Here is a 23,948-nt window from a genome sequence, read left to right on the forward strand (position 1 = left end):
GCAGGTTATTCAGTCGAAAGTAACATGCTCACAGAGGAGCGCAAGGTTTTTTTGCAAAAAAGTGTGGATGCAATCGGTTACGCTCTGTATAATGCCGCGGCAATATTTAATAACCTCCCAGGTGAGATATTGCCCATGCTACGTATCGCAAAAGAAGCCCTGACGTTTGACGACGTCCTCCTCGTTCCCGCTCATTCTACCGTTCTGCCGAACACGGCTGACCTTAGCACTCAGCTGACCAAAACGATTCGCCTGAACATTCCTATGCTCTCCGCAGCAATGGATACCGTGACGGAAGCGCGCCTGGCTATTGCCCTGGCACAGGAAGGCGGCATCGGTTTTATCCACAAGAACATGTCTATCGAGCGCCAGGCTGAGGAAGTCCGCCGCGTGAAAAAACACGAATCTGGCGTGGTAACCGACCCGCAGACGGTGCTGCCAACCACCACCCTGCGTGAAGTAAAAGAACTGACTGAGCGTAACGGTTTTGCGGGTTACCCGGTAGTGACTGAAGACAACGAGCTGGTTGGCATCATCACCGGTCGTGACGTGCGCTTTGTGACTGACCTGAACCAGCCGGTTAGCGTATACATGACGCCGAAAGAGCGCCTGGTGACCGTTCGTGAAGGTGAAGCGCGTGATGTCGTGCTGGCCAAAATGCACGAGAAGCGCGTTGAGAAAGCGCTGGTTGTTGATGACAGCTTCCACCTGCTCGGCATGATCACCGTTAAAGATTTCCAGAAAGCAGAACGTAAACCGAACTCATGTAAAGACGAGCATGGTCGTCTGCGTGTCGGCGCGGCTGTAGGCGCAGGTGCAGGTAACGAAGAACGTGTTGACGCGCTGGTTGCTGCCGGCGTTGACGTACTGTTGATCGATTCCTCTCACGGTCACTCTGAAGGCGTGCTGCAACGTATCCGTGAAACCCGTGCTAAATATCCTGACCTGCAAATCATCGGCGGTAACGTCGCCACTGGCGCTGGCGCTCGCGCACTCGCCGAAGCTGGTTGCAGCGCGGTGAAAGTCGGTATCGGCCCTGGCTCCATCTGTACTACCCGTATCGTCACTGGCGTGGGCGTTCCGCAGATCACTGCCGTTTCTGACGCGGTTGAAGCGCTGGAAGGTACCGGTATTCCAGTTATCGCCGACGGCGGTATCCGTTTCTCCGGCGACATCGCTAAAGCGATTGCCGCTGGCGCCGCTGCCGTCATGGTTGGCTCTATGCTGGCGGGTACCGAAGAGTCTCCGGGCGAAATCGAACTGTATCAGGGCCGTTCTTACAAATCCTACCGCGGTATGGGCTCCCTGGGCGCGATGTCCAAAGGTTCCTCCGACCGTTACTTCCAGAGCGACAACGCCGCTGACAAACTGGTGCCGGAAGGTATCGAAGGCCGCGTAGCGTATAAAGGCCGCCTGAAAGAGATCATTCACCAGCAGATGGGGGGCTTGCGTTCCTGTATGGGTCTGACCGGTTGTGGTACCATCGACCTGCTGCGTACGAAGGCTGAATTCGTGCGTATCAGCGGTGCGGGTATCCAGGAAAGCCACGTTCACGACGTGACCATTACCAAAGAGTCCCCGAACTACCGCTTGGGCTCCTGATAAGTTTCCGCGCCCGGTTTTAAACCGGGCGTTTTGTTATTGTTTCACTTGCCTCGGAATTATCGTCAAATGACAGACAATATTCATAAACATCGCATTCTCATCCTCGATTTCGGATCGCAGTACACCCAACTGGTTGCACGTCGCGTACGTGAACTGGGCGTCTACTGTGAACTGTGGGCATGGGATGTTACTGAAGCACAAATCCGTGAGTTTAACCCGAGCGGCATCATCCTCTCCGGTGGCCCGGAAAGCACCACCGAAGCAAACAGCCCGCGTGCGCCTGAGTATGTCTTCAACGCCGGTGTGCCGGTCTTCGGCGTCTGCTACGGTATGCAGACCATGGCAATGCAGCTGGGCGGCCACGTTGAAGGTTCTAACGAGCGTGAATTCGGCTACGCCCAGGTTGAGGTACAGACCGACAGCGCGCTGATTCGCGGTATCGAAGATTCTCTGACCGCCGACGGCAAACCGCTGCTTGACGTATGGATGAGTCACGGCGACAAAGTAACCGCGATCCCGGAAGGTTTCGTCACCGTTGCCAGCACCGAGACCTGCCCGTTCGCCATTATGGCGCACGAAGAAAAACGCTTCTACGGCGTGCAGTTCCACCCGGAAGTAACCCACACCCGTCAGGGTATGCGCATGCTGGAGCGCTTCGTACGCGATATCTGCCAGTGTGAAGCGCTGTGGACTCCGGCGAAAATCATCGACGATGCCGTTGTCCGTATTCGCGAGCAGGTTGGCGACGACAAAGTGATCCTCGGCCTTTCCGGCGGCGTGGATTCTTCCGTAACCGCCATGCTGCTGCACCGCGCAATCGGTAAAAACCTGACCTGCGTGTTCGTGGACAACGGTCTGCTGCGTCTGAACGAAGCCCAGCAGGTGATGGACATGTTCGGCGACCACTTTGGTCTGAACATTGTTCACGTGGAAGGCGAATCGCGCTTCCTGGAAGCGCTGAAAGGCGAGAACGATCCGGAAGCTAAACGTAAGATCATCGGCCGTGTGTTCGTTGAAGTATTCGACGAAGAAGCGCTGAAGCTGGAAGATGTGAAGTGGCTGGCGCAGGGGACTATCTATCCTGACGTAATCGAATCTGCCGCTTCCGCGACCGGTAAAGCACACGTCATCAAATCTCACCACAACGTGGGCGGCCTGCCGAAAGAGATGAAGATGGGGCTGGTTGAGCCGCTGCGTGAGCTGTTCAAAGACGAAGTGCGCAAAATCGGTCTGGAATTGGGCCTGCCGTACGACATGCTCTACCGTCACCCGTTCCCGGGCCCGGGTCTCGGTGTTCGTGTGCTGGGTGAAGTGAAGAAAGAGTACTGCGACCTGCTGCGTCGTGCGGACGCTATCTTCATTGAAGAGCTGCACAAAGCTGACCTGTACAACAAAGTCAGCCAGGCGTTTACCGTGTTCCTGCCGGTACGTTCCGTTGGCGTGATGGGCGATGGCCGTAAATATGACTGGGTTGTCTCTCTGCGCGCGGTCGAAACTATCGACTTTATGACCGCACACTGGGCGCACCTGCCGTATGACTTCTTAGGCCGCGTCTCTAACCGCATCATCAACGAAGTGAACGGCATTTCTCGCGTGGTGTATGACATTAGCGGTAAGCCACCAGCCACGATTGAGTGGGAATAAGCCGATAACCTTTCCTGAGTTTTCATGAACAGGTAAAATTGCAATCAACCCTCTGTTTTTACAGGGGGTTTTTATTTGTGTACATTCATGAATTTTCTATGCGGCGCACAGTTCCTGACGGTAAATTTGACGTAATCGTCGAACCAGGTCGAGTCATAAAGAAAGTCATTTAATAATAATGAATATCCATATTGATTACTTCGGGGACTCCATGTCCTGCTTATTACTAAAACTGGATATATTCTTTGCGGAATTTACAGCGTATATTTCAAGTTGATTGTCATTAGAATGAGATTGCCAAATATCAATAATTTGTGGAAATCTCAACCAGCACGCCTTCACCCGCTTGGTTGGCGAGATGCCGCTGCTTCCAGCCGCGACATCTCGTATTGTATAGCCAATTCAGGACGGTTAGTTAGCGCCGGTGCGCTAACGCAAAAAGCGACCTCTCAGCACCTTATTATCCACAATCTCTAACAATACCTGCGGTGATTGGGCTGCCTGGATGCGTTCGCCGAGTTGTGTAAGTAAAACGTTATCAGTGTTAAGCAGATTATCCGTTTGATTTAGCTTGCGTTCTACCTGTAAGGCATTTGCCTGGGTGCTGCTTGCTCGTTCAAATAACGGCTTCATCTTGCTGAGATGATGGGCGACTTTACGTTTTATTTTTTCCCATTGCTGAAATATGCCGTTGCTGGCATTCAGTTCTTTTAAATATACTTCGCTTGTCAGGACAAATTCTTGGTTGCCGTCATGCTTGATGAACAGGATGAGATTAGCCACCAACAAACATTGCATACCCGTCAGATACTCACGCTGCAACCGTTCAACATTGCTTATTTTCAGTTTGAGCGCTTCCCGGAGATCGTCAGATCCAAACCAACTGGTTGGTTCAAATTGTTCAATTTCTCGATATGCCTGAGTGATATCCTTTTCAAGATGCTTAACCTGCGAGCGTACTTCCTGCGCGCTTTTGGCCAGGTTGAGTAGTGACTCTTTGGTGATAATGTCATTACGGCTCAGTAATAAACCGATAATATTGAGATGTTCATGGAAAGCCTGGATCTTCGCGAGGCGCGATTGTTCAAGATGGCTTTTAATCGAATCGATCTTTTGTTCGATGATCCGCAGCCTCTCATTAATATCGGCAAGATGTTTTTGGGCCAGAAGTTGTGACGCGATATTAAAAACCAGGCTGGCATTGACCAGCGACTTCAGATTTTCAGCTTCGTGAAATCGGGCTTGTGCGCCAATTTTGTTGGTGTCTGGATTAAGTACCGCGCCGATTGCTCCGCTGCCATCTTTCGCCTGTACCAGTTGGCTGTATTCGAAAGAACAGGTCATTAATTGTGTCGCGTTACCTGCAACGGCAGTGGCGACGGTGGGTACGCTACTGAGCCAGTGGTTAAAGAGTGAAATGCTGCTGGGATCAAGTTCCGTCTGCGAGTCCTGTTGCGCAATATCTTGCCAGTATCCAGGCTGGCTGTGTATTTTCACCAGGGCATTATTTTGCGCGTCGACGATGTCCACCTCGAAGGCCGCTTCTTGCTCAGCTATCTGATTGTTGTTCGCTAAAGTTGACATAGGGTGAATTCTGCTGGGTTAGTTACGGTATTTTTACTGCGCTACTTTGGGCGAGTAAAGCATGTTGAGCATCGCGATATGGGCAATGAAAGGAATTGTTACCCGGTATGCCTCCCCAAGCGTTTGGTTAGCAAGGCCAATCGTACTGACGATAGCAGTGACGGGATGTAAGCGGAGTGCGGCAAATGCCGCTACGCTTGCCGCAGTTGACAGGCCGATAACAACCCCTTTATCGTTGATGCGCAGATTATCCTGCATCTTGAAAAAACCGGAGACAACTTTCGTTTCTGTGCAGCGCTCCCAACGTTCATGATCGGCTAATGACTGCCAGTCATCACCAAACAAACTTAGGACGATTTCCCGCTCTTTTGTGGCGTTATTTTTTTTCTTGCTGTCTTTGCCATTGAGCTTTTTATGAACATCGGTTAATAACTCAGAATAAGGCAACGGCTCACTGCGGAAAATATTAACGAGCGAGTGTCCGCCATATTCCTGCAATTCATGTAGCAGATGCCGCAGTCCATGCTCGCTGTAGTCCCGTTCTGCCTTCTCTTCGAGTAGTAAGTCCTTAACGGACGATGATAATGCTACCCGGCCCTTGCCGTTGTCTGTCAGAACGTCGACCAGATAGTCAATGTGATTGAGGGAGGTTTTTTTCAGTAACGACAGGATATGTGGGTCACATTTGACCGGTTGTTCCATTTTTATGGATTCCTTCATCATGAATAACGCATAGAAAACGATAGAGAGTATTGTACAGATATGTTGGGGAGGGGGGGAGGTTGTTTTTTGTAGCCTGTAATGTGAGACATGGAAACATGTAACGATGATGATATTTACGGTCTCCTTTTTAGCATTTAATTTTCAAATTTTATTTAAGAGTGGGTTTTTAAGCTATTAATCAACGCTAATGCGGCCCAGCAGAGGAAATACCCCCCGGTCAGCGTATTTTCATCGACAATCGACCTGGTCGGTGCGGCGAAACGGGGGGCAATATTGTCAGCGATAATTTTGCCGTTAGGGATCACCACCTTTTTACTATCAGCGGTGAGTAGGGTAGTTGAGAAAAGATGCACTTTTTCAACTGTCCCGGTGACAGTGCCAATCTGCACGATTTCTTCGGCGCGGAAAGGTCGCAGGGAAACCAACAATACACCAGCGGTGATGTTGGATAGCATCGCTGTGCCCAGTGAGTCATTCAATACCGCTTCGAATTTTCGGGAATAATGTAAAACCCTGCATCGTATTACCTTGTTGAATATAAAAAGCCAAAATCTTATATATATGTAATTACATTTTAAATATTAATGTGGGCGTTATTTATATTAACTAATGCTATTGGTGTGTGACTATTTGAACTGTATTTACGTTTATTATCTCCAATACACAGAAACATAGTAACTCAGTGCGAATATTGTGGTGACGAGGAGCGAAAATATTGTGCAATTGTACGGAAATCAAAAAATGATTTGCTGGGGTAGTATGCGGCATTATAAAAGTAGTGACGGGAGGGAACACAAATCCCTTACCGGATGGTTAACTGTCAGACGATTAGCCATCCGGTAAGGAATCTTGAGGGTCAGGACATCAACGCGGTCTGCGAGCGATTAACGTGGGGCTGTTTGTGCTGGGGAGGTCTGTTGCGGCAGGGTTAGCTGCTGAGATTCTTTTTTGTCCTGGTGGTGATGCCACGCACCAATGGCGGAGTAGACGAAGCGTCCGAAGAAGAAGAGGAAGCTGATAAGCAGTACGATCCGGATCATGCGACTGTTAAATCGGTGTCGTTTGCGTAGGCTGGTAACCTGGCTCACAAAAGGTTCCTTGTAGTGTACCCGACATGGGCGATACTCACATTAAGGCATACTGCGAGGGAATGGTCAATTCTTCGTTATGTAAAATTGCTTCAGTTGTTTTATCCCCTTATGTTATGGAAATTAATATGATTATTTGCGCGAATAATGAATTAACGATAAAAAATAATGAAAAGAGTAATAATTGATTAATGAGGGGCATTTTTTTTGATATGTATCAAACGTCGGCCTTTGCTGACAACTAGAATTGATGAATCAATATGATGTATTACTTTAACGATTTAAAGTCAGGTGGGATGCCTGTCTGAATACCCCCTACAGGATGTGTGGGATTCTACTGAGCATCTATGAAACTCAATAAAAAATATATTGGTATTAGAGATAGATGGTGGGCGTTACCTCTCATCTTGCCTTCTTTGCTGTTGCCTATATTGAGCACTGCCAACACCTATGCCCATATTAGTACGGGGACCGTAATACTTTTCTATCTGCCATTGGCGCTGATGATTAGTCTGATGCTCTTTTTTGGCTGGGCGGCATTGCCAGGAATTATCATTTCCATAATCTGGTATAAATATCCGCAGGTTGGACTATTTGAAACACTCTCAATAATTTCTCACTTTATAGTTACGCTAGTGCTTAGTTGGGGCGGGTATAAGGTATTCGTTCCCCGACGCAACAATGTTTCCCACGGCGATTCTCACCTGATGTTTCAGCGAATGTTCTGGCAGGTGTTCTGCCCGGCAACGCTGTTTCTGATTCTCTTCCAGTTTGCCGCCTTTGTGGGCGTCTATGAGAGCAAATCAGGCATGGTGGGCGTAATGCCCTTTAACACCGGCACGTTAATCAATTATCAGGCTATGCTGGCGGGGAATTTGGTTGGGGTACCACTGTGCTATCTTATTATTCGAACGATTCGCAATCCATTGCACCTGAGAGGCTATTTTTCTCAGTTAAAGCAGCAGTTTGACAGCAAAGTTACCAAAACAGAGCTTGCAGTCTGGTCGATTATATTGGCCGCATTTATGTCAATGTTGTGTATGCCGCTAAATGAACAAAGCTCAATATTTAGCACGAATTATACCTTATCACTGTTACTGCCCGTTATGCTATGGGGCGCAATGCGTTACGGTTATAGATTTATTTCGTTGATATGGTCAGTCGTACTTATTACTGCAATTCATTATTATCAGCGCTATATGCCCTGGTATTCGGGCTATGATACCCAGCTTGCCATTACCTCATCGAGCTATCTGGTTTTCTCCTTTATAGTGAATTTCATTGCCGTACTGGCAACGCGCCAGCGGTTTGTTACCCGACGGAACCATCGTCTGGCATTCTATGATCCAATGGTACATATTCCAAACTTGCGTGCGTTGAATCGGGATTTGAAAAAAGCGCCCTGGTCAGTGCTCTGCTTTTTGCGCGTGCCCGGCATGGAACTGCTGGTGAAAAATTACGGCATTATGCTGCGTATCCAGTACAAGCAAAAGCTCGCTCAGTGGATAACACCTCTGTTAGAACCGGATGAGCATGTCTATCAATTATCGGGTAATGATCTCGTTTTGCGTTTTAACACAGAGGCTCATCAGGAGCGCATTGAAGCCCTGGACAGGCATATTAAGCAATTCCGCTTTATCTGGGATGGCATGCCTTTACAGCCGCAGGTTGGCATCAGCTTTTGCTATGTTCGCGCTCCGGTTAACCACATTTATTTATTGCTCGGTGAGTTAAGCACCATTGCCGAAATATCTCTGGCGACCAATTCTCCAGAAAATATGCAGCGACGCGGCGTGATGCACTTGCAACGTGACCTGAAAGATAAGGTTGCGATGATGAACCGTCTGCAGCAGGCGCTGGAGCACAATCGCTTTTTCCTGATGGCGCAGCCGATCGCTGGCGTGCGTGGCGATGTCTATCATGAAATTCTGCTGCGACTTCATGGGGATGATGGTGAAACTATCGCTCCGGATAATTTCTTGCCGGTAGCGCACGAGTTTGGTTTGTCATCCAGCATCGACATGTGGGTGATTGAAAACACGCTGAAATTTATGGCGCGGAATCGGGAACAAATGCCTGCCCGTCGGTTTGCTATTAACTTATCACCTACATCGGTATGCCGTGCCCGGCTTCCGCATGACATCAATCAGTTACTGACAAAATACAAAGTTGAAGCCTGGCAACTCATCTTTGAGGTGACGGAAAGCAATGCCTTAACCAATGCGGAACAGGCACAGGCGACGTTACTACAGCTGCAATCTTTGGGCTGTCAGATTGCGATTGATGATTTTGGCACCGGATATGCCAGCTATGCGCGACTGAAAAATGTGAATGCCGATATCCTGAAAATTGACGGCAGTTTTATTCGTAATATCGTTTCGAACAGCCTCGATTACCAAATCGTGGCCTCCATTTGTCATCTGGCGCGGATGAAAAGAATGCTGGTGGTTGCGGAGTATGTCGAAAGCGAAGAAATACGCAGCGCGGTGATTTCGCTGGGAATTGATTACCTGCAGGGGTATTTGATTGGCAAACCGTTGCCGCTGCGCGAAACGCTGGAAGAGCAGGTGCCAGACGAGCCGGCACCTGTTAAGAGCTTATGCTGCGATATCGGGTGAGCTTTCTTCTTCAATTTTGAGACGCCAGCCGGTTACCGCTTCCCAGTATTGCTGCTCTTTTTCCAGATCGAGCAGTACCAGCGCATTTTGGCTGAACCAGTCATGTGGGAAGCGTAAGGTCCAGTGGTTGTCTTCGGTTAGCAGGGTCAGGGTCGGCGGCGTGGTTGTCGCCTGACGCTGATTATTCAGTAATACCCCCAGACGCAATAGCTGGATTAACGGCAGAAACTGTTTTTTCTTAAACAGCGTAAAGCGGGGTAAATCATCAAGTTTCACCGCTTTACGATGGTAACGAACTAATGTTGCCATCATCAGTTGCTGTTCCTGATTGAATCCCGGTAAATCGCTATTTTGTAAAATGTAAGCAGAATGGCGATGCAGGCCGCTATGGTTAATATTCAGCCCAACCTCATGCAGCATCGCAGCCCAGCGCAGTAACGCTTCCAGCTGGGGATTGGCCAGTTTTGGCTGCTGAATATGCCACTGGTCATACATCTGCATGGTGGTTTCCAGCACACGCCGGGCTTGCTCACTGTCAATGTTGTACTGATTCGCCAGGCTGCTGGCGGTGCGGCTACGTACATCCTGATGGCGAAAACGGCCTTCCATCTCATACAGCACGCCTTCACGTAGCGCGCCATCGGACAGCCGAAGCTCGCGAATCGCCAGCGCATCAAAAACGCCGCACAAAATAGCAAGCCCAGGTACAAACACCGCTTTTCGTTCTTCTGACAGTCCCGGCAAACTGAGCGCATCGAATGACGCGTGCTTCAGCACTTCAGCGGTCAGTTTTTCCAGACGTTCGGGGGTGATAAAACCATCTTTCTCCCCCATCTCCAGCAGCACTTCGTGTGCCGCTTTAATGGTACCCGACGCGCCCAGCGCAACGTTCCAGCCCTGAATACGAAACTGCCAGGTTAGCGTTTCAAGTTTTTGTGCTGCCGCCATGCGGGCGCGCTGGAAGTTTTCCCGACTGATAGCGCCGCCCGGGAAATACATCTGAGCAAAACTAACGCAGCCCATACGGCGGCTTTCGACCAGTTTGGGTTCGAAATCTTCGCCGATCACCAGTTCCGTTGAACCGCCGCCGATATCGATAACCAGCTTGCGGCCTTTTTCCGGCTGGGTGTGTTCAACGCCCATAAAAATCAGACGTGCTTCTTCATTGCCAGAAATAATCTCAATCGGGTAGGGGATAACTTTTTCTGCGCGCTTGAGAAAATCGGTCGCGTTCAGCGCCTGACGTAGAGTATGGGTTCCCACGATACATACGCTCGACGGGGGAAAACCTTGCAGTCGTTCGGCGAAAAGCGACAAACAGCTTAACCCGCGCTCCATTGCTTCTTCGCTCAGCTTGTTGTCTGCGCCGAGTCCATCCGCCAGATGTACGCGTTGTTTCAGTCGTCCGATAATTTGCATTGCACCATCAACCACGCGGGCAATGACCATATGAAAACTGTTTGAACCCAGGTCGACCGCAGCAAATTCCTGCGGTCGTGGTGACTTGTCGTGTATTGGCATATCGTTAGTCAGGTTGCTCGAGTGATTTGATGTAGTCGTAAATCGCCAATTGTGACTGAACCTTACGGCGGTTTCCACGTGGCACGTAGCGATTACTCAGTTCTTTATCGATGAAGCGGGCCTTCACCGTATCGCTAAACAGAATATCAATGATATCCAGCACGCGTTGCTTGAGGCGTGGATCAAGTAGCGGGGTAGCGACTTCGATACGATAGTCGATATTTCTTGTCATCCAGTCAGCCGAGGAGAGATACACCTGCTTATCGCCGCCGTTCTCAAAGATATAAACCCGGTCATGTTCGAGGTAGCGGTCAACAATGCTGATAACGCGAATATTATCGCTGATGCCTTCAAGGTTCGGGATCAGAGAACACATACCGCGAATCAATAAATTGACCGGCACGCCCGAGCCTGAGGCTGCATAGAGACGATCCACCAGACCTTTGTCGACCAGGTTATTCAGTTTTAACGTAATTCCTGAAGGTAACCCTTGCTGTGCGTTAGCGATCTCTTTGTCGATCATGGCGTACAGCAGGCGACGTGAGTTCTGCGGAGAAACCAACAGATAATCAAATGTTACCGGACGATATGGGTTTTCAATGAAGTTGAACACCCGGCGAACTTCGTTAGTAATGCGTGAATCGGCGGTAAGCAATGAGTAATCGGTATAGAGGCGCGCCGTTTTTTCGTTGAAGTTACCGGTCCCGATATGCGCATAGCGCACGACGTCATCGCCTTCTTTACGTGAGATAAGAAACAGCTTGGCGTGAATTTTCAGGCCTGGGGCGGAGAAGATGACGTGAACGCCCGCTTCGGTAAGACGTTTGGCCCAGTGAATGTTGGCTTCTTCATCGAAGCGTGCCTGCAGTTCCACGACGACAGTGACTTTCTTACCGTTATGCGCGGCATGGATCATCGCGTCGATGATGCGCGAGTCTTTTGCCACACGGTAGATGTTGATTTTTATCGCCAGTACGCTTGGGTCGAAGGAGGCCTGACGCAGCAGTTCCAGCACATGTTCAAAGGTGTGATACGGATAATAAAGCAGTACATCACGCTCGCGGATTGCATCAAATCCGTTACGGAATTTCTCGTTATCGAACCAGATGTGACGCAGACGGGGCAGTGGTTTATTCACCAGGTTAGCTTTGCCAACATTGGGGAAGTTAATAAAGTCTTTGAAGTTATGGTAACGCCCGCCGGGAACGATGGAGTCGTAGCGAGAAATGGTCAGTTTTTCACGCAGCACCTCGACCAGCGCATTAGGCATATCTCGCTGATAAACAAAGCGCACAGGCTCGGCGGTCAGACGCTGTTTCAGGCTGGATGACATCAGCTCCATCAGGCTGGATTCCATCTCGTGCACTAAATCGTATTCCGCGTCGCGGGTCATTTTCATCGAATAGGCGTTCAGCGCATCGTAATCAAAGAACCCTTTGAAAATATCGTCAAGGCAATAACGTAAAATGTTGTCCAACAGGATCATCGGCTTACGACGACGCGGGGTCTCCGGCGGCAAATTCACAAAACGGGGAACCTTGTCAGAAGGGATTTCCAGTAGCGCGTAGCGGATCGTATCACCACGGATAATCTCCACCGCCAGATAGGTATAGTCATCTTTCAGAAACTGGACTAAATCCGTCTCACGGTTAATCAGAATCGGCGTAATGTGCTGGCGAAGATATTGCTTGAAGTAATGGCGTAACCAGCTCTGCTGATTCACCGACAATTGGCGTTCGTTGATTAAGAAAATCTGGTTACGCGCCATCTCCAGCAGTAATTCGTTATACAGGCCGTCAAATTCCTGATCGGCTTTTAATACGCGGGCCTGGATTTTGCCGAGCAGATGGCGGGAGTGAGAGTTTGAACCCTGTTCTTCGCTAATGATGATTCGGCGCTTCAGTTCGGCAAAACGAACCTTGTAAAACTCGTCGAGGTTATTGGAATAGATGCCTAAAAAACGCATCCGTTCGATCAACGGGTTTGATTTATCAGCAGCTTCCTGGAGTACACGTTCGTTAAACGCTAACCAGCTGAGTTCTTTCTCGATATATAGCTTTTCCTGACCCATTACCACTTTTACTCCGTTTCATTCACGGGACACTACCGATTTATTATGGCGAGCATTGCTCTCAGATGTCCAACTGTGCCAGAAAAATATGACAATAAACTGTCTGATAGCAAAGAGAAAGGGGGGAAGAATAGTAGGCCGGATAAGCGAAGCGCCATCAGGCCTACCGGAAGATGTGATTATTCGTCGGCGGCGTAGCCTTGCGGCGGCAGGCGAACGCCGTCCAACCATGCTGCGTTATCGCGCATCTTCAGGCGACCATCGATAAACCAGCTTACCACCAGCGGGTAAATCGCATGTTCCTGGGCCTGAACCCGGGCAGTGACGTCATCTTCGCTGTCGCCTTCAAATACCGGAACCTTGGCCTGGAGAATAACCGGTCCACCGTCCAGTTCATCAGTAACAAAATGGACGGAGGTTCCATGCTCTTCATCGCCGTTATCCAGTACCTGACGGTGCGTGTGCAAACCGGGATACTTCGGCAATAAAGACGGGTGGATATTCAGCAACCGTTCCGAATAGTGAGCGACAAACGCCGGGCTGAGGATGCGCATATAACCGGCCAGCACCACGACATCGGGGCCGTAGGCGTCAATCTCTTGTATCAGTTGGCGGTCAAATGCGTCGCGGCTGGCAAACTGAGCGGCCTCCAGCGAATGTGCCGGAATATTCGCTTCTCGTGCACGTTCAAGGCCGAACGCATCGGCCTTGTTACTGAATACTGCCCGTATGGTGCCATTGATTTTTTTCTGTTCGCAGGCGTCGATGATCGCCTGCAAATTGCTTCCGTTACCGGAAATGAGCACCACAATGTTTTTCATTCAATGACCACACGCTGTTCGGAATCAGAGGCTTTGATGATACCGATTTTCCATGCGTTTTCACCTTTCTCATTGAGCAAAGCGAGGGCGTTGTCCACTTCCGAAGCTGGCAGGGCGATGACCATGCCTACGCCGCAGTTGAAGGTACGGTACATCTCGTGCTGGCTGACGTTACCCGCCGTTTGCAGCCAGGTGAAGACGGCTGGCCACTGCCATGAGGATTCGTCGATCACTGCCTGCGTGTTGTCTGGCAGGACGCGCGGAATATTTTCCCAGAAGCCGCCGCCGGTCAGGTGGGCGATGGCATGCACATCAACCTTCTCGATCAGCTCCAGAATGGATTTTACGTAAATACGGGTCGGGGCCAGTAAGTGATCGGCCAGCGACTTGCCTTCAAGCTCGGTGGTTTCAGGGTCACAACCGCTGACTTCAACGATTTTACGTACCAGGGAGTAGCCGTTGGAGTGCGGGCCGCTGGAGCCGAGCGCAATCAGCACGTCGCCGTCAGCCACTTTTGAACCGTCGATAATCTCGGATTTTTCGACGACGCCAACGCAGAAGCCAGCCACGTCGTAATCTTCGCCGTGGTACATGCCCGGCATTTCAGCCGTTTCACCGCCCACCAGCGCACAGCCTGACTGCAGACAGCCTTCGGCAATACCATTAATGACGCTGGCTGCGGTATCCACATCCAGTTTGCCAGTCGCATAGTAGTCGAGGAAAAACAGCGGCTCAGCACCCTGAACCACGAGGTCGTTGACGCACATCGCGACCAGGTCGATGCCAATGGTGTCGTGGCGTTTCAGGTCCATCGCCAGACGCAGTTTTGTGCCTACGCCATCTGTGCCGGAAACCAGTACCGGTTCACGATATTTTTGCGGCAATGCGCACAGCGCACCGAAGCCACCCAGACCACCCATTACTTCCGGGCGACGCGTTTTCTTTACTACGCCTTTGATTCGATCAACCAGAGCATTACCTGCATCAATATCAACACCGGCATCTTTGTAGCTAAGAGAGGTTTTATCGGTCACTGCCTGCTTCCCCACATGTTTACTTGCAGTAAAAGTTAAATTCGGCGCAATTCTAACAGGGAAAGCAAACGTTTGCGAGCCTGCTCTGCATCAAGTTTTATCTGCTGATTTTTTCAGCATTTTACAGTCATTTATCTATTTGTTTGAATCGCGCCACGAAAATGAAACCGGGTACATTCTTGTGCTTGAAACCAGCCAGCCAAATGCGCAGTATCGTACTGAAACCGGTTTCTGTTTTCTGTTGCGGACCTCACCGAGAGTGTTTTGAACAGGGTAATCATGATAGGGGGAAGGTATGTCTGGATTTAAAGCAGATTTCATGTGGGGGGGCGCTGTAGCCGCTCACCAACTGGAAGGTGGCTGGCGGGAAGGTGGAAAGGGAATTAGCGTTGCTGATGTGATGACGGCGGGGGCGCATGGTGTGGCGCGTGAAATTACTGACGGTGTGATCGCCGGTAAAAATTACCCTAACCATGAGGCGATTGATTTTTATCACCGCTATAAAGAGGACATAAAGCTGTTTGCTGAAATGGGCTTTAAATGTTTTCGTACTTCCATTGCGTGGACACGTATTTTCCCATTAGGCGATGAAGCGCAACCTAATGAAGCCGGCCTGCAGTTTTATGATGATCTGTTCGACGAATGTCTGAAACATGGCATTGAGCCGGTAATTACGCTGTCGCATTTTGAGATGCCTTACCATCTGGTGACGGAATACGGCGGCTGGCGCAATCGTAAACTTATCGATTTCTTTGTCCGTTTTGCCGGGGTGGTTTTCACGCGTTATCAGCACAAAGTGAAGTACTGGATGACGTTTAATGAGATTAACAACCAGGCGAATTATCACGAAGACTTCGCCCCTTTTACTAATTCTGGTCTGAAGTACCAGCCTGGTGAAGATCGCGAGCCGGTCATGTACCAGGCGGCGCACTATGAACTGGTGGCAAGCGCGCTGGCGGTGAAGACCGCGCGTGAAATTAACCCCGCGTTGCAGGTAGGGTGCATGATTGCCATGTGTCCAATCTACCCGCTGACCTGCGCGCCAGACGATATGATGATGGCGATGAACGCCATGCACCGTCGTTACTGGTTTACCGACGTGCATGTGCGTGGTAGATACCCGCAACATCTTCTCAACTACTTTGCTCGCCGTGGCTTTGAACTCGATATCACCAAGGAAGACCGTCAGGCGCTGGCCCTGGGCTGCGTTGATTACATCGGTTTTAGCTACTATATGTCTTTCGCGACGCAGGCTACGGCGGATAACCCCCAGTTGGATTACGATGAGTCGAAAAGCCTGGTACCTAACCCGTACGTGCAAAAATCGGACTGGGGCTGGCAGATTGATCCGGTCGGTCTGCGCTATTCGCTGAACTGGTTCTGGGATCATTATCAACTGCCGCTATTTATTGTCGAAAATGGATTTGGCGCCATCGACGTGCGCGAGAGCGATGGTACAGTCAACGACCAGTACCGTATCGACTACCTTGCCGCCCACATACGTGAGATGAAAAAAGCGGTGGTGGAAGATGGCGTGGAACTGATGGGATATACCCCGTGGGGGTGTATTGATTTAGTCTCGGCCGGGACGGGGGAGATGAAAAAACGCTACGGGTTTATCTACGTCGATAAAAATAATGACGGTAGTGGGACATTAGCACGCTCGCCTAAGAAATCTTTTTCATGGTATCAACACGTCATCCAGACTAATGCTGAATATCTTTAAAATTCATAGCATTGATAACAAGCTCCGCCATGAGTACGGGGCTTGTTTTATACTCATCATCCAGACGCAAACGACTTTGGTTGATCCATATCAAGCGGATGCAGTGTTGCGCCAGAGACGAAAAGCGGTATAATCCGGCGATTTTTTTTGTGGTTGCCACTCGTCTGAGGAAAGGAGAAGAGTATGAAGATCGTGGAAGTCAAACACCCACTCGTCAAACACAAGCTGGGACTGATGCGTGAAAACGATATCAGCACTAAACGCTTTCGTGAACTCGCCTCGGAAGTTGGCAGCCTGCTGACTTATGAAGCAACCGCTGATCTGGAAACCGAAAAGGTGACCATTGAGGGCTGGAACGGTCCGGTTGAAGTAGACCAAATCAAAGGTAAAAAAATCACCGTTGTGCCAATCCTGCGTGCCGGTCTGGGCATGATGGAAGGCGTACTGGAAAACGTTCCGAGCGCGCGTATCAGCGTTGTCGGTATGTACCGTAACGAAGAAACGCTGGAGCCGGTTCCGTATTTCCAGAAGCTGGTTTCTAACATCGATGAGCGTATGGCGCTGATCGTAGACCCGATGCTGGCGACCGGCGGTTCCGTTATCGCCACCATCGACCTGCTGAAAAATGCTGGCTGCACCAGCATTAAAGTGCTGGTGCTGGTTGCTGCGCCGGAAGGTATCGCGGCGCTGGAAAAAGCGCACCCGGATGTTGAGCTGTACACGGCCTCCATCGATCAGGGACTGAACGAGCACGGATACATTATTCCGGGGCTTGGCGATGCTGGCGATAAGATTTTTGGTACCAAGTAAACGAATAAGTGAAAAGAAGCCGACTTTAAGAGTCGGCTTTTTTTTGAATACAACAACCTAATCGCTAATAACAAACAACACTCAGAGGAAAACACTATGACGCGCCGTGCTATCGGGGTAAGTGAAAGACCGCCGCTTTTACAGACAATCCCGCTTAGTTTGCAGCACCTGTTCGCCATGTTTGGCGCTACGGTACTGGTGCCAGTTCTGTTCCACATCAACCCGGCTACCGTTTTGCTGTTTAACGGCATTGGTACGTTGCTGTATCTCTTTATCTGTAAGGGTAAAATTCCCGCGTATCTCGGTTCCAGCTTTGCGTTTATTTCTCCGGTGCTGCTGCTGCTGCCGTTAGGTTATGAAGTGGCGCTGGGCGGTTTCATTATGTGCGGCGTCCTGTTCTGCCTGGTTTCTTTCATCGTTAAGAAAGCAGGCACCGGCTGGCTGGATGTGATGTTCCCTCCGGCGGCGATGGGCGCAATCGTTGCCGTCATCGGCCTGGAGCTGGCAGGTGTTGCTGCGGGCATGGCGGGATTACTGCCTGCTGAAGGGCAATTACCGGATTCGAAAACCATCATCATCTCGATGGTGACGCTGGCGGTGACGGTATTTGGCTCCGTACTGTTCCGCGGTTTTATGGCGATTATCCCGATTCTGATTGGGGTGCTGGCCGGTTATGCGCTCTCTTTCGTGATGGGCGTTGTGGACACTACGCCGATTGCCCAGGCGCACTGGTTTGCGCTGCCGACTCTCTACACGCCGCGTTTTGAATGGGTTGCTATTCTGACCATCTTGCCTGCTGCGCTGGTGGTTATCGCTGAACACGTCGGACACCTGGTAGTGACGGCAAATATCGTGAAAAAAGATTTGATTCGCGATCCTGGTTTGCATCGTTCTATGTTCGCCAACGGCCTGTCTACGGTTATCTCCGGTTTCTTCGGCTCTACGCCGAACACCACGTATGGCGAAAACATCGGCGTAATGGCGATTACCCGCGTTTACAGTACCTGGGTTATTGGCGGCGCCGCGATTTTTGCCATCCTGCTCTCCTGTGTAGGCAAGCTGGCGGCGGCGATCCAAATCATCCCGCTGCCAGTCATGGGCGGCGTATCGTTGTTACTGTATGGCGTGATTGGTGCTTCCGGTATTCGCGTACTGATCGAATCAAAAGTTGACTACAACAAAGCTCAGAACCTGATCCTGACCTCGGTCATTTTGATCATTGGCGTGAGTGGCGCGAAAGTTCACATTGGCGCCGCAGAGCTGAAAGGCATGGCGCTGGCGACCATCGTCGGTGTCTGCCTGAGCCTGATTTTTAAAGTCATCAGCCTGCTGCGTCCGGAAGAAGTGGTGCTCGACGCAAAAGATGCAGACAGCCCGCAACAGTAAGTCTCTGACCGGGCGGCATCGCTGCCCGGTTCTATCGCGACGCATTTCTGTGTTAAACTCAACGCGATTTTATGAAATCCTGGGTTGAGGTATCTCTGAACACACCGGCACAGCTCTCTTTGCCACTTTATCTTCCTGACGACGAAACGTTTGCAAGTTTCTGGCCGGGGGATAACTCCTCTTTACTGGCTGCACTGCAAAACGTGCTGCGTCAGGAACATAGCGGGTATATTTATCTCTGGTCGCGTGAAGGCGCTGGCCGTAGTCATTTGCTGCATGCAGCCTGTGCGGAACTGTCTGCGCGCGGCGATGCGGTAGGCTACGTGCCGCTCGATAAGCGCACCTGGTTTGTTCCCGAGGTGCTCGACGGTATGGAGCATTTATCGCTGGTATGCATCGATAATATCGAATGTGTGGCCGGTGATTCGCTGTGGGAAATGGCAATCTTTGATCTCTACAACCGTATACTGGAGTCTGGGAAAACGCGTCTGCTGATCACCGGCGATCGCCCGCCAAGGCAGCTCAATCTGGGGTTACCGGATCTCGCCTCGCGCCTGGACTGGGGACAGATCTACAAGCTGCAGCCGCTTTCCGATGAAGATAAGCTGCAGGCGCTACAATTACGCGCCAGGCTTCGTGGGTTTGAACTGCCGGAAGATGTGGGACGTTTCCTGCTTAAACGTCTGGATCGGGAAATGCGTACGCTGTTTATGACGTTGGATCAGCTTGATCACGCATCGATCACCGCCCAGCGTAAGCTGACCATTCCGTTCGTAAAAGAGATTTTGAAACTGTAAACGCCGCAGCCGAAAAGAGTGTGGCGATTTCAGGTTAACCGACGATTTCCAGTACCTGCTCCGGCGGACGTCCGATCCGCGCCTGGCCTTTGGCAACCACAATGGGGCGCTCCATCAGTTTCGGATTTTCAACCATGGCCTGAATCAGCGCATCTTCACTCAAATTCTTGTCCGCCAGGTTAAGCGACTTGTAGAGATCTTCTTTCTGGCGCATCAGTTCGCGCGCGCTGGACATGCCCAGCATCTGCAGCAGTTCACGCAAGGTTGCGGCGTCTGCTGGCGTTTCCAGATACAGTACTACTTCCGGGTCCACGCCGTTGGACTTCAGCAATTCCAGCGTTTCGCGGCTCTTGGAACAACGTGGGTTATGGTAGATTTTAATCGCGTCTGACATGACTTCTCCTTGCATAACAATACTGCCGGATGGCGACGCTACAGCATCGCCATCCGGCAAGAGTTCGATAATTACATCTTCGTATACGGTTTAAAACGTTCTTGCAACTGGCGCAACTGGTCGATACGGGCATCGTATCTGGCCTGCTGCTGGCTTCCCAGTTTGACCTGCGAACTTGCGCTGCTGAGCATCGAAATCGCCTGGTCAAGACGCCCTGCAAGGGCATACCCTTCCGCACGGGCAGCCAGTTCCTGATCGCGGTTACCGAGAGCAGCCTCCGTTTGCGCTAACAAATCCCAGCCGTTAGGGTCATCCTTATGGTTAAACGTATAACGATTCAGGATATTGGCTGCTTCTTTGGCTTGTCCGCCCTGTAAATACGCATTTGCCAGATTGAGCTGCAGTACCGGGTTGACTCGCAGGTCTCGAGCATTTTTAAGGCGATTAATCGCGTCGCCGGTTTTCTTCTGGCCGAGATCGATATCCGTTGCCAGGTCAAGATACCAGGCATTGTTTGGTTCGGCCGTCAGCAATGGTTGCAGCGCTTTACGCGCCTCGTCGTATTTACTGGCCTCCATTGCCTGCAACGCCCGGCCATACTGCGCCGCACGTTGCTCGCGTACGTTGCCTTTCGACCAGTTACTCAGCAAGTCATCGGTCAACTGGTTGCGACCAGAGTTATACATGCCTAAGGTTCGCGCCTTGGCCAGATAAAAATCTTCTGAAGACTGGACGACGACCGGGCGCATCTGGTTGGCGCGGTTACGCGCATCTGCCAGACGGCTTTCTGGCAGGGGGTGGGTCAGCAAAATTTCCGGTGGACGCGAAGAGTAACGGGCCTGATCGAGCAGTTTTTCCAGGAACGTCGGCATGGCCTGGGGATCGAATCCCGAACGTTGCAGTACCTGAATACCGATGCGGTCCGCTTCCTGTTCGTTTTGCTGCGTAAAGCTGATCATTCCCTGGCGCGTACCCGCCAGCGTACCGGTCAGCGCCGCCATACCCGCCTGGGGACTGGCCATCGCCAATAAAATGGATCCTAACGCACCGACCCACGTTAGCGGGGCGCTGCGTTTCTGATCTTCCATCGCTCGCGCCAGGTGACGCTGCGTGACGTGGGAAATTTCGTGCGCCATAACCGATGCCAGTTGGCTTTCGTTATCGGAATAGCGGAACAGTGCGGAGTGCAAAACAACGTTACCGCCAAAGAAGGCAAAGGCGTTAATTTCATCGTTGTTGATTAAAAAGAAGGTGAAGGGCGTTTTTACCGAGTCGGCGTGTGCAACTAAACGCATCCCCAGACTATTAATATATTGGGTCAGCAACGGATCGTTAATTAACGGCGCGCTGCCCCGCAGCTGGCGTACATAAAAATCGCCCATCTGCATTTCCTGTCCTATGGAAAGGGTACTCCCTGCCGAGGTTCCCATATCAGGCAGGGTGTCCGCGGGGTCAGCAAATGCGGGCGCAACCTGACCGATGGTCAGTGCGGCAATGAGGGTAGCAACCAGGTTTTTTTTCAACTGCCTGAACATAACCTCTGTCCTGTATTCTTTTTTGAGATAGCCATTTGACCAATGCCGTGAAGTATCGTTCACACTCCGCAAGCTTAGGGAGTGTAACTGTGAAACCTGACGATGAACACCCAGGAAAAATGTCTTTTCACTTTGCGTAATCAGCCATAAAAAGCGAAGTCTTTTTTGTGACATTTCGATACAATTCGGGATCGCAATCCCGCTATTGGGTTCATGGAAGGGTTTTATGCTCGAAATGTTGATGCAATGGTATCGCCGCCGCTTTAGCGACCCCGAGGCCATCGCCCTGCTAATTATTCTGGTTGCCGGTTTTGGCATCCTGTTCTTCTTTAGCGGTCTTTTGGCGCCGCTGTTGGTCGCCATTGTGCTGGCGTACCTGCTCGAATGGCCGACTGTACGGCTGGAACATATCGGCTGTTCACGGCGCTGGGCGACATCAATCGTGCTGGTGGTGTTTGTCGGTATTTTGCTGCTGATGGCGTTTGTGGTGATGCCCGTCGCATGGCAGCAGGGGATTTACCTGATCCGCGATATGCCCGGTATGCTCAATAAATTATCTGATTTTGCCGCCACTTTGCCACGACGTTATCCGGCGCTGATGGATGCGGGCATTATTGATGCGATGGCGGAGAATATGCGCTCGCGGATGCTCACCATGGGCGATTCGGTGGTGAAATATTCGTTAGCCTCTCTGGTCGGATTGCTGACGCTGGCGGTCTATCTGGTGCTTGTCCCGTTGATGGTATTCTTCCTGATCAAAGATAAAGGTCAGATGCTGAACGCCGTGCGTCGGGTACTGCCGCGTAATCGCGGACTGGCGGGACAGGTATGGAAAGAGATGAATCAGCAAATCACCAACTATATCCGCGGAAAGGTGCTGGAAATGGTGGTGGTTGGCGTGGCGACCTGGCTCGGCTTCCTGCTGTTTGGCCTCAACTATTCTCTGCTATTGGCGGTGCTGGTGGGGTTCTCGGTTTTGATCCCGTATATCGGCGCTTTTGTGGTGACGATTCCGGTCGTCGGAGTGGCGTTGTTCCAGTTCGGGCTTGGCACCGAGTTCTGGAGCTGCTTTGCCGTGTACCTGATAATCCAGGCGCTGGACGGTAATCTGCTGGTCCCGGTACTGTTCTCCGAGGCCGTTAATCTGCACCCGCTGGTGATTATTCTGTCGGTCGTTATTTTTGGCGGGCTGTGGGGATTCTGGGGCGTATTCTTTGCGATTCCTCTGGCGACGCTTATCAAAGCCGTCATGCATGCCTGGCCTGATGGTCAGGCCGTTGACGAACCTTAATCTGCAAACTCCGGCGATGCAATGTCGCCGGAGCTGAACTTGTCTGACCTCTATCCACACTTTCTGAATAATCTCCTCTGGTGTCGTTTTTCTCCGCGTTTGTCTTTAACTTGACCCGCGTGATGTCTTTTCGTCACGCAAGGAATAAGACCAACAGGAGAACAACATGGGTCACAACACACACACGCAGCAAAAGGTGGGATGGGGCGATTATCTCGCTTTTTTTATTACAATTATTCTTTTTTCCGGCATGTTTGCGAAAAGTACCGAATGGTGGCGGGTATTTGACTTCACCGTCCTTAACGGTGCGTTTGGGAAGGTTAATGCGGCAGGCGATACGGCGATCTCTTTTCGCGGCACGGGTGGCATGGGCGCTAAAGATGGCTTTTTATTCGCACTGGAGCTGGCGCCTTCCGTCATTCTTTCTCTGGGGATTATCTCCGTCACCGAAGGGTTAGGTGGATTGCGCGCCGCACAACAGTTAATGACGCCAGTCCTGCGCCCGTTGCTCGGAATTCCAGGTGTTTGTTCGCTGGCGCTGATTGCGAATTTGCAAAATACCGATGCCGCAGCCGGGATGACGAAAGAAATGGCTGAAGAGGGCATTATCACTGAACAGGAACGTGCCGTTTTTGCCTGCTGGCAAACCAGCGGCAGCGCCTGTATTACCAACTATTTTTCCTCAGGGGCCGCGCTGTTTACGATGGTTACCGTTCCGGTGATTACGCCGCTGGCGGTGATCCTCGTGTTCAAATTTGTGGGGGCTAACCTGCTGCGCTTATGGATTGCGCAGTTGGAAAATCGCCGTACGCAGCAGGAGGCCTGAGATGACAACGCAGGTACGTAAAAACGTCATGGATATGTTTATCAATGGCGCACGGCGGGGGTTTACCATAGCAACAACCAGCCTGTTACCGAACGTGGTGATGGCGTTTGTGATTATCCAGGCGCTGAAAGTAACGGGGCTGCTCGAGATTGTCGGGTGGGTATGTGAGCCCGTGATGGCGTTATGGGGGCTGCCGGGAGAATCTGCCACCGTCCTTCTGGCGGCGGTCATGAGTATGGGAGGCGGCGTCGGTGTTTGCGCCAGCCTGGTTGTTGCCGGTACGCTTTCGGGACATGATGCCACGGTATTATTACCCGCTATCTACCTGATGGGTAATCCGGTGCAAAATGTGGGACGTTGTTTGGGGAGTGCGGGGGTCCATCCTCGTTACTATCCGCTTATTATTGCGGTGTGCGTCATTAATGCACTGCTCTCTATTTGGGTCATGCAGGTTATTGCCTGACAAGGAAGGTT

At 51.0% G+C, this 23,948-nt stretch carries 20 protein-coding genes and 1 pseudogene; 11 read left to right on the forward strand and 10 right to left on the reverse strand.

What is annotated here, in order from left to right:
- Nucleotides 1-135: 135 nt before the first annotated feature.
- Both guaB and guaA read left to right on the forward strand, forming a co-directional pair.
- Nucleotides 136-1,602: an IMP dehydrogenase gene (gene guaB / locus FDX09_RS08385; protein ID WP_038642597.1), complete on the forward strand. Its 1,467-nt coding sequence runs from the start codon at nt 136-138 to the stop codon at nt 1,600-1,602.
- Nucleotides 1,603-1,671: 69 nt separating this feature from the next.
- The gene (guaA, locus tag FDX09_RS08390) at nt 1,672-3,249 is read left to right on the forward strand and encodes a glutamine-hydrolyzing GMP synthase (protein ID WP_038642595.1); all 1,578 of its coding nucleotides are present in this window, start codon (nt 1,672-1,674) and stop codon (nt 3,247-3,249) included.
- A gap of 429 nt (nt 3,250-3,678) precedes the next feature.
- Here the strand turns inward: guaA and FDX09_RS08395 are convergent, their stop codons facing one another.
- The 4 genes and pseudogenes from FDX09_RS08395 to FDX09_RS08410 all read right to left on the reverse strand — a co-directional run bounded on the left by FDX09_RS08395 (nt 3,679) and on the right by FDX09_RS08410 (nt 6,644).
- On the reverse strand, nt 3,679-4,833 hold the full coding sequence (locus tag FDX09_RS08395; protein ID WP_137347052.1) for a hypothetical protein: 1,155 nt from the start codon (nt 4,831-4,833) through the stop codon (nt 3,679-3,681).
- 33 nt (nt 4,834-4,866) lie between these two features.
- The gene (locus FDX09_RS08400; RefSeq protein WP_085049260.1) at nt 4,867-5,535 is read right to left on the reverse strand and encodes a hypothetical protein; all 669 of its coding nucleotides are present in this window, start codon (nt 5,533-5,535) and stop codon (nt 4,867-4,869) included.
- A 290-nt stretch (nt 5,536-5,825) separates the two neighbouring features.
- A pseudogene (locus tag FDX09_RS23665) lies at nt 5,826-6,026 on the reverse strand (mechanosensitive ion channel domain-containing protein); the annotation flags it as partial.
- A 414-nt stretch (nt 6,027-6,440) separates the two neighbouring features.
- The gene (locus FDX09_RS08410; protein ID WP_071888163.1) at nt 6,441-6,644 is read right to left on the reverse strand and encodes a YfgG family protein; all 204 of its coding nucleotides are present in this window, start codon (nt 6,642-6,644) and stop codon (nt 6,441-6,443) included.
- Between the two features lie 26 nt (nt 6,645-6,670).
- Here FDX09_RS08410 and FDX09_RS23855 point away from each other — a divergent pair, with 26 nt between their 5' ends.
- Both FDX09_RS23855 and FDX09_RS08415 read left to right on the forward strand, forming a co-directional pair.
- Complete coding sequence (locus FDX09_RS23855; RefSeq protein ID WP_223229544.1) at nt 6,671-6,832, forward strand: hypothetical protein; 162 nt, start codon at nt 6,671-6,673, stop codon at nt 6,830-6,832.
- A gap of 159 nt (nt 6,833-6,991) precedes the next feature.
- The gene (locus FDX09_RS08415; RefSeq protein ID WP_085049259.1) at nt 6,992-9,262 is read left to right on the forward strand and encodes a sensor domain-containing phosphodiesterase; all 2,271 of its coding nucleotides are present in this window, start codon (nt 6,992-6,994) and stop codon (nt 9,260-9,262) included.
- Here the strand turns inward: FDX09_RS08415 and ppx are convergent.
- From ppx to purM, 4 genes are all read right to left on the reverse strand, one after another.
- Nucleotides 9,242-10,783, reverse strand: a complete 1,542-nt coding sequence (gene ppx / locus FDX09_RS08420) for an exopolyphosphatase (RefSeq protein ID WP_038642590.1) — start codon at nt 10,781-10,783, stop codon at nt 9,242-9,244. The genes FDX09_RS08415 and ppx overlap by 21 nt on opposite strands.
- A 4-nt stretch (nt 10,784-10,787) precedes the next feature.
- Entirely contained in the window at nt 10,788-12,854 is a 2,067-nt protein-coding gene (ppk1, locus tag FDX09_RS08425; RefSeq protein WP_069324466.1) for a polyphosphate kinase 1, read from the reverse strand.
- Between the two features lie 179 nt (nt 12,855-13,033).
- Nucleotides 13,034-13,675 (reverse strand): phosphoribosylglycinamide formyltransferase, encoded by a 642-nt coding sequence (gene purN, locus FDX09_RS08430; protein ID WP_085049257.1) that lies wholly within the window; start codon nt 13,673-13,675, stop codon nt 13,034-13,036.
- Complete coding sequence (gene purM / locus FDX09_RS08435) at nt 13,672-14,709, reverse strand: phosphoribosylformylglycinamidine cyclo-ligase (protein WP_069324467.1); 1,038 nt, start codon at nt 14,707-14,709, stop codon at nt 13,672-13,674. The genes purN and purM overlap by 4 nt, the downstream gene beginning before the upstream one ends.
- A 295-nt stretch (nt 14,710-15,004) precedes the next feature.
- Between purM and FDX09_RS08440 the strand changes: the two genes are divergently transcribed.
- The 4 genes from FDX09_RS08440 to FDX09_RS08455 all read left to right on the forward strand — a co-directional run bounded on the left by FDX09_RS08440 (nt 15,005) and on the right by FDX09_RS08455 (nt 19,428).
- Complete coding sequence (locus FDX09_RS08440; protein WP_137347053.1) at nt 15,005-16,435, forward strand: 6-phospho-beta-glucosidase; 1,431 nt, start codon at nt 15,005-15,007, stop codon at nt 16,433-16,435.
- Between the two features lie 183 nt (nt 16,436-16,618).
- Nucleotides 16,619-17,245: a uracil phosphoribosyltransferase gene (upp, locus tag FDX09_RS08445; RefSeq protein ID WP_038642580.1), complete on the forward strand. Its 627-nt coding sequence runs from the start codon at nt 16,619-16,621 to the stop codon at nt 17,243-17,245.
- A 96-nt stretch (nt 17,246-17,341) separates the two neighbouring features.
- On the forward strand, nt 17,342-18,631 hold the full coding sequence (gene uraA, locus FDX09_RS08450; protein ID WP_038642578.1) for a uracil permease: 1,290 nt from the start codon (nt 17,342-17,344) through the stop codon (nt 18,629-18,631).
- Nucleotides 18,632-18,726: 95 nt separating this feature from the next.
- Nucleotides 18,727-19,428: a DnaA inactivator Hda gene (locus FDX09_RS08455; protein WP_211924219.1), complete on the forward strand. Its 702-nt coding sequence runs from the start codon at nt 18,727-18,729 to the stop codon at nt 19,426-19,428.
- 34 nt (nt 19,429-19,462) lie between these two features.
- Here the strand turns inward: FDX09_RS08455 and arsC are convergent, their stop codons facing one another.
- Nucleotides 19,463-19,822, reverse strand: a complete 360-nt coding sequence (gene arsC, locus FDX09_RS08460; protein WP_003037937.1) for an arsenate reductase (glutaredoxin) — start codon at nt 19,820-19,822, stop codon at nt 19,463-19,465.
- A 71-nt stretch (nt 19,823-19,893) separates the two neighbouring features.
- Nucleotides 19,894-21,357, reverse strand: coding sequence for a beta-barrel assembly-enhancing protease (bepA, locus tag FDX09_RS08465; RefSeq protein ID WP_087856423.1), 1,464 nt, complete (start codon nt 21,355-21,357; stop codon nt 19,894-19,896).
- A 226-nt stretch (nt 21,358-21,583) separates the two neighbouring features.
- On the opposite strand from bepA, the gene FDX09_RS08470 reads away from it, so the two are divergent.
- The 3 genes from FDX09_RS08470 (at nt 21,584) to FDX09_RS08480 (ending at nt 23,937) form a co-directional block, all read left to right on the forward strand.
- Nucleotides 21,584-22,648: an AI-2E family transporter gene (locus FDX09_RS08470; protein WP_006683504.1), complete on the forward strand. Its 1,065-nt coding sequence runs from the start codon at nt 21,584-21,586 to the stop codon at nt 22,646-22,648.
- 166 nt (nt 22,649-22,814) lie between these two features.
- Nucleotides 22,815-23,474 (forward strand): nucleoside recognition domain-containing protein, encoded by a 660-nt coding sequence (locus FDX09_RS08475; RefSeq protein WP_137347054.1) that lies wholly within the window; start codon nt 22,815-22,817, stop codon nt 23,472-23,474.
- Nucleotide 23,475: 1 nt separating this feature from the next.
- A complete protein-coding gene (locus FDX09_RS08480; RefSeq protein WP_137347055.1) occupies nt 23,476-23,937 on the forward strand; it encodes a YjiG family protein in 462 nt (153 codons plus the stop codon).
- The last annotated feature ends 11 nt before the right edge of the window (nt 23,938-23,948 follow it).

The sequence above is a fragment of the Citrobacter sp. wls717 genome, assembly GCF_005280955.1.
GTDB lineage: Bacteria > Pseudomonadota > Gammaproteobacteria > Enterobacterales > Enterobacteriaceae > Citrobacter > Citrobacter werkmanii.

Excerpts from the sequence above, each read along its gene's own strand:
- guaB (WP_038642597.1), top strand. The coding sequence starts at position 136 with ATGCTACGTATCGCAAAAGAAGCCCTGACGTTTGACGACGTCCTCCTC.
- guaA (WP_038642595.1), top strand. The coding sequence starts at position 1,672 with ATGACAGACAATATTCATAAACATCGCATTCTCATCCTCGATTTCGGA.
- FDX09_RS08395 (WP_137347052.1), bottom strand. The coding sequence starts at position 4,833 with ATGTCAACTTTAGCGAACAACAATCAGATAGCTGAGCAAGAAGCGGCC.
- FDX09_RS08400 (WP_085049260.1), bottom strand. The coding sequence starts at position 5,535 with ATGGAACAACCGGTCAAATGTGACCCACATATCCTGTCGTTACTGAAA.
- FDX09_RS23855 (WP_223229544.1), top strand. The coding sequence starts at position 6,671 with ATGGGCGATACTCACATTAAGGCATACTGCGAGGGAATGGTCAATTCT.
- FDX09_RS08415 (WP_085049259.1), top strand. The coding sequence starts at position 6,992 with ATGAAACTCAATAAAAAATATATTGGTATTAGAGATAGATGGTGGGCG.
- ppx (WP_038642590.1), bottom strand. The coding sequence starts at position 10,783 with ATGCCAATACACGACAAGTCACCACGACCGCAGGAATTTGCTGCGGTC.
- ppk1 (WP_069324466.1), bottom strand. The coding sequence starts at position 12,854 with ATGGGTCAGGAAAAGCTATATATCGAGAAAGAACTCAGCTGGTTAGCG.
- purN (WP_085049257.1), bottom strand. The coding sequence starts at position 13,675 with ATGAAAAACATTGTGGTGCTCATTTCCGGTAACGGAAGCAATTTGCAG.
- FDX09_RS08440 (WP_137347053.1), top strand. The coding sequence starts at position 15,005 with ATGTCTGGATTTAAAGCAGATTTCATGTGGGGGGGCGCTGTAGCCGCT.
- upp (WP_038642580.1), top strand. The coding sequence starts at position 16,619 with ATGAAGATCGTGGAAGTCAAACACCCACTCGTCAAACACAAGCTGGGA.
- uraA (WP_038642578.1), top strand. The coding sequence starts at position 17,342 with ATGACGCGCCGTGCTATCGGGGTAAGTGAAAGACCGCCGCTTTTACAG.
- arsC (WP_003037937.1), bottom strand. The coding sequence starts at position 19,822 with ATGTCAGACGCGATTAAAATCTACCATAACCCACGTTGTTCCAAGAGC.
- bepA (WP_087856423.1), bottom strand. The coding sequence starts at position 21,357 with ATGTTCAGGCAGTTGAAAAAAAACCTGGTTGCTACCCTCATTGCCGCA.
- FDX09_RS08470 (WP_006683504.1), top strand. The coding sequence starts at position 21,584 with ATGCTCGAAATGTTGATGCAATGGTATCGCCGCCGCTTTAGCGACCCC.
- FDX09_RS08475 (WP_137347054.1), top strand. The coding sequence starts at position 22,815 with ATGGGTCACAACACACACACGCAGCAAAAGGTGGGATGGGGCGATTAT.
- FDX09_RS08480 (WP_137347055.1), top strand. The coding sequence starts at position 23,476 with ATGACAACGCAGGTACGTAAAAACGTCATGGATATGTTTATCAATGGC.